The sequence below is a fragment of the Paraburkholderia tropica genome (genome assembly GCF_900109265.1).
In the GTDB taxonomy this organism is placed as follows: Bacteria; Pseudomonadota; Gammaproteobacteria; order Burkholderiales; family Burkholderiaceae; genus Paraburkholderia; species Paraburkholderia tropica.
The window spans coordinates 1-3870 of sequence record NZ_FNZM01000055.1 but is presented as its reverse complement, the minus strand read 5'-3'; the positions used below and the strand labels follow the sequence as shown (position 1 = coordinate 3870).

The 3870-nt window shown below is 62.3% G+C and carries 4 protein-coding genes and 1 pseudogene; 3 read left to right on the top strand and 2 right to left on the bottom strand.

Translation table 11 applies throughout. From position 1 onward, the window contains the following. Nucleotides 1-30: 30 nt before the first annotated feature. The 3 genes and pseudogenes from BMY06_RS37990 to BMY06_RS37980 form a co-directional block, all read left to right on the top strand. Nucleotides 31-1347: pseudogene (locus BMY06_RS37990) on the top strand (tyrosine-type recombinase/integrase); the annotation flags it as partial. Nucleotides 1348-1445: 98 nt separating this feature from the next. After that, nucleotides 1446-1943 carry a hypothetical protein gene (locus BMY06_RS37985; RefSeq protein WP_074987917.1) on the top strand — a complete coding sequence of 166 codons (498 nt, stop codon included), beginning with the start codon at nt 1446-1448 and terminating at the stop codon, nt 1941-1943. 82 nt (nt 1944-2025) lie between these two features. After that, a complete protein-coding gene (locus tag BMY06_RS37980) occupies nt 2026-2466 on the top strand; it encodes an SET domain-containing protein (protein WP_074987916.1) in 441 nt (146 codons plus the stop codon). A 287-nt stretch (nt 2467-2753) separates the two neighbouring features. Here the strand turns inward: BMY06_RS37980 and BMY06_RS37975 are convergent, their stop codons facing one another. Next, entirely contained in the window at nt 2754-3521 is a 768-nt protein-coding gene (locus BMY06_RS37975) for an SAM-dependent methyltransferase (protein WP_074987915.1), read from the bottom strand. A gap of 153 nt (nt 3522-3674) precedes the next feature. After that, nucleotides 3675-3870 (bottom strand): hypothetical protein (locus BMY06_RS40030; RefSeq protein WP_208608921.1); only part of this gene is annotated, 196 nt, incomplete at its 5' end.

The following is a 3870-nucleotide window of genomic DNA, read 5'->3' as shown; positions in this document are numbered from 1 at the left end:
TGGCCGTGATAAAGCGATTTCGTCTTCTTCATCGCTTCATTCTACTGCCACACCTCCAGCAACCTGACAGTGCCGTGGTGGAAGGTCGTGCCGGGTCTCGGCGCAGCCAGCGCCCGCGCGATCGAGGCATTCTTCGCCGCGTGGCCCGCGCTCACCGAAAAGGCGCGTGCACTGATCGTGGCCAGCCGGCCGGGTCCCATCGTGCCGTGGGAGTCGATCAGCCTGCCGCACGAAGTCGATGGCTCCCAGGGCACCTTCCGCGCCCCGGCCGCGACCTGCACACTCGATGCGACCAACGACTACCAGGCGGTCCAGACCTGGCTCGCGCTGCACGAGTCGCCTGCGACTCAGCGCACCTACCGCAAGGAAGCCGAGCGGCTGATCCTGTGGGCCATCGTCGAGCGCGGCCGCGCGCTCTCCTCGCTTACGACCGAGGATGCGATCGCCTACCGGGCCTTCCTGCGCCATCCCGCGCCGCATGGGCGCTGGGTCGGGCCGGTACGCCCTCGGACTTCCCCCGACTGGCGGCCGTTCAATGGAAGCCTTTCCGCACGATCGGTAGCGCATGCGCTCTCTATCCTGGGCGCCCTGTTCCGCTGGCTCATCGAGCAGCGCTATGTGCTGGCCAATCCGTTTGCGGGCGTCAAGGTGCGGGAAGCGTCCGGATCAAACGTGCTCGATGTCTCGCACGCCTTCAGCGAGGGAGAATGGGCGCTGGTACGGACGATCGCTGAGGGGCTGGAATGGTCGCACGGCTGGACGGCGGCCGCCTCGCAGCGACTGCGCTTTCTACTGGATTTTGGCTACGCGACGGGGCTACGCGCCAGAGAGTTCGTCGGCGCTACGCTGGGCCATATTGAGACCGATCCGCGCGGTGACTACTGGCTACGTGTGACGGGCAAGGGGAAAAAGCTGGCGCGCGTGGCGCTCCCGCCGCTTGCCTGGGGCGCGCTCGCGCGTTATCTGGCCGAACGCGGACTGCCGGCCACGCAACTGCACTGGCGCCCGGAGACGCCCATCATCGGCAGTCTCGACGCGGATCGCGCCGGGGCAACGACCACAAGCATCAGCAGCGTGCGCCTGTGGATGGTGATGCGACGGTTCTTCCTGCTCGCCGCCAGGGCGATCGAAGCGGATCACGCGCCGCTCGCGGAGAAGCTGCGGCGTGCGAGTCCGCACTGGATGCGGCACACGCACGCGACGCACGCGCTCGGGCGTGGAGCGGAACTGACCACCGTGCGCGACAACCTGCGGCACGCCTCCGTGTCAACCACCTCGATCTACCTGCACAGTGACGAGGTCAAGCGGGCGCAACAGATCGGTGATGCCTTCGCCCGCCGGACGTAACGCCCGGGGACCACGGGTCACCGGCCACGCGCCAGTTCCCCAGAAGCGTTCCACGTTGCCCTACAATCGTCTCGCCTTGATCCATCCCGAACCCCCTCATGTCCAATCAAAGCCCAGCACGCCGGCCCGCCGGCCACTCCAAGGCCTTGCAGCTGCCGATGGCACGCCACCGCGCGTCGGAGCTCATCCTGCGCACGCGCCTGATGCTCGAGCGTGCCCGCCATAGCGACATAGACCAGGGGCTGATCAACCATCTGGCGCAGGTCTGTATCATCAGCGGTCACATTGCCCGTGCCGGACATGGCCTGATCCCACCTGCCAGATTCGACTGGGTCGAGCAGGAGCTGGCGCAGACCCTGCTCGCTTTTCATGAATCGGGTGCGTACGGCGCGCTTCCTGCACCACTGCTCGATGGCCTGACAGAAGTGGTCAACGAATACGACCGCATGCTCGGCACCGTGCGACTTGAACTCTTCGCGAAAGCCAGCGACTATCTGGATCAATTGATGACCATCGCGGCGAGCGGAAAGGCCGGCCAGCCCAGAGACCTGCTTAAACTGCCGACGCGGGGCAGCGCTGCGCCTGCGGCCACCTAGACCCTGGCAGCACTAAAGTTGTTCGTCCCGTCGGGCGCAGATAATGCCCCAGCGATCACCCCACTCAGTTAATCAGCAGACGATGAAACGTGTTTCCGTGCGGCGCTCCTCCATACACGGCAAGGGCGTCTTCGCGCTCCGGGCACTTGGCGCAGGCGAGCGCATTCTTGAATACCGCGGACTCGTGACGTCGTGGCCTGAAGCCGCGCGGCATTACGCCCGCCGCGAAGCGGAAGGGCACACCTTTCTGTTCGGAAGAGAGGACGGACAGGTCATCGACGGCGGCCGGGGCGGAAACAGCGCGCGCTGGCTGAATCATGCCTGTGATGCCAACTGCGAGGCCGTCGAGGAGGACGGTCGCATTTTCATCGAAGCCAAGCGCGAAATCGGCGAAGGTGAAGAGCTCTTTATCGACTATTACCTGCAGGTGCCGAACGCAAAACGCCGAAAGTCGCTGGACGACTATCGCTGCCGATGTGGCGCTTCGGCATGCCGCGGCACGATGCTGGCAAGTACTCGTTGAGCACCGCGCGCCACACAGCCCAACAGGGGAACGGGATTCCAGCGACCATGGCTAGCTGGCGAATGCCTGCCATCGCGGCATGCCACAGCCACCTTCGCAGGTAGCCGCCGGTTTCGGCCAGGAAACGACGTTCGACCACGGGACGTGGATTGGCGACAATCGGAAACTGATCTGCAAAACAAACCTGCCGCGATGCGCGTCGCTGAACTGAATGGCGCGCAGACAACGGTCCGTCGCTTAGATCGGCCGCGAAAGGATCGCGGCCGAGGAGCGTTGACTCGCTACTTTCAGGTGCGTGAAAGCAGGTAGTAGCCAAAGCCGAGCGTCGCGCGCCCCCAATGCAGGTATGAGCTATGCCAATCTTGCATCCGTTTTAAGAACGTCGCCGAGTCGGGGTCATCAGGATTCGTCGCCAAGTATTGCATCATCGCGTCGCAGTACCTGCCTTCGTATTCATCCCACTCATCTTCGCTGCTGGTTGCGGTCCGCAGCAGGTTATAGCCCAACGCACGGGCGCGCTGGGCGTTTTCTGCGTGAGAAACGAATTCGTCGGCTGTTCCGTTAATTGCATCCAGATAGCCTTGCGCGGGTGGCTGCCTCCAATATCCCTCGGCGACGAGCAAACGGCCATTGGGCTTCAACCAGTCGAAGGCGACACGCAGGCATTCTTCGAACGAACCGAATGCATGCGTAGATCCAACGCAGAGGATTGCAGCGTATCCGTCTTCGGGCCGAGTGTGCTCTAGCAGAGGAGCGTTGATCAGACTAAGCCGTGAGTCGTTCGGAAATTCCTGCTGAAACGCAGCTCGGGCCGCGTCTAAGAAGCTTTGATTGATGTCGACGCCGACACCACGTGCCGGTGACAAGTGAAGCACATCTCGCAATAGCGCCGCCTTGCCACAGCCAGCATCGAGCACGATGTCGTCTGCCGAGAAATTCGCGACGAAGCTGCGAAGTAGTTCATGAGTTTTCTTCTGCGACAGCGGGCTCAGGTAACGGTGGTTGCTATGTGCGATCGTGGAAAAACGGAGCGGGTCGTAGTTCGTGTTGGTCATGGTTCTCTTGCGAAACGGTATTGATGGATTTTTTCAACATCGATTCACAAAGAGCTTTCATACACGAACCTCCGAAATATTTTCGTTGTGCGGCGCTGCAAGCTTACCCAGATTCTCAGACAGCTGCAATTCTCCACGGTCGTGAACGGCTGCTCAGGGAGTTCGCGGATGGCTGGTTTGGGTGGCGGATTCATCCCATATGCATGAAGGGCCGCGCCCGAGGTAATCGTCACGCTCGGTCGTGGGGCGCAGTCCGGCCACAAACGGCCGTTCGACACCGATGCGCAGATCGTCGACAATGACGCCTTCCCAGACCAAACAAAAACCTGTGAAAGACGAAGAATTTGAC